The 1203-nt window shown below is 43.3% G+C and carries 2 protein-coding genes; both read right to left on the bottom strand.

What is annotated here, in order from left to right:
* Nucleotides 1-803 (bottom strand): biotin synthase BioB (gene bioB, locus KK060_RS24850; protein ID WP_254157994.1); only part of this gene is annotated, 803 nt, incomplete at its 3' end.
* A gap of 16 nt (nt 804-819) precedes the next feature.
* The coding region (locus KK060_RS24845) for a S49 family peptidase (RefSeq protein WP_254157992.1) at nt 820-1203 on the bottom strand (384 nt) is incomplete at its 5' end.

Here is a 1203-nt window from a genome sequence, read left to right as displayed (position 1 = left end):
CCCCTGCGTGCGGAAACACGGACGATAGCTCTAGGCATAATGCTACCACCGGGCGCTATCATGCGAATCATCTCCCAAACTGAAACTTTCGGCTGATCTTCAAGGGGTGTACCTTCTACCGGAACCAACGCGTTTACCGGCACTGATTCAGGATGTTCAGGAAGAGTTGATAAAGTATGAAGCATACCAATGCGATCATTCTCATTTTCTCCCAATCCTATAATTCCTCCTGAGCAGACAGATATTTTTGCTTGTCTTACATTTTCAAGTGTCTCGATTCTGTCATTGTAATTTCTGGTCGTGATTATCTCGCCATAAAATTCTTCACTTGTATCGAGGTTGTGATTATAAGCATACAAGCCGGCTTGTTTTAACTTGAGAGCCTGTTCGTGGGAGAGCATTCCTAAAGTACAGCATACTTCCATGCCCATACTGTTTACTCCCTTAACCATCTCAAGCACTTTATCGAAATCCTTGTTATCTCTTACCTCGCGCCATGCAGCACCCATGCAGAATCTCGTACTGCCTGATTCCTTCGCTTCCCTTGCTTTATCCAACACCTCACCAACTTCCATAAGCTTATGCACTTTAACGTTGGTGTGATACCGTGCAGCCTGTGGACAGTATGCACAATCCTCAGGACATCCACCTGTTTTTACAGAGAGTAAAGTACAAACCTGTACTTCCCCTGCTTCATGAAACTGTCGATGAACAGTAGCAGCACGGTATATTAATTCAAGGACGGGTGAATTATAAATTTCGGCGATTTCATCCCTTGTCCAGTTATTTCTTATTTGAGTCATGAAATAAAAATTATTCTTAGTGGATCTGAAGTTCAAAAGGCATTCGAGCCTGCTCTCCCTGATATTGTTGAATCTTTTTAAATTGAGTGAACCACGGATAAAATTCACCCAGTTCGGACTTCATCGCCTTAGCTTCTGCATTGTCGCTGAGGCGGGTCATCAAATCCTCCAGGAAGTCTTTCTTCTTGGGATAATATCTGACTTTATAATCGTTAGCAATACCAGCCTTTTCAGCTGCAATTTTTACTGCATCATTAAATCCTCCAAGGACATCTACAAGACCATTTCCTTTTGCCTGAGTTCCGGTCCACACACGGCCCGATGCAACATTTTTAATTGCCTCTACCTGAACACCGCGGCCTTCTGCAGCTTTAGACGTAAATGTTTCATAATGCTCATC

Source organism: Chryseosolibacter indicum (assembly GCF_018598585.1).
Taxonomy (GTDB): domain Bacteria; phylum Bacteroidota; class Bacteroidia; order Cytophagales; family Cyclobacteriaceae; genus Chryseosolibacter; species Chryseosolibacter indicus.
The sequence above is the reverse complement of the archived record's forward strand: the minus strand, read 5'-3'. Positions and strand labels throughout refer to the sequence as shown.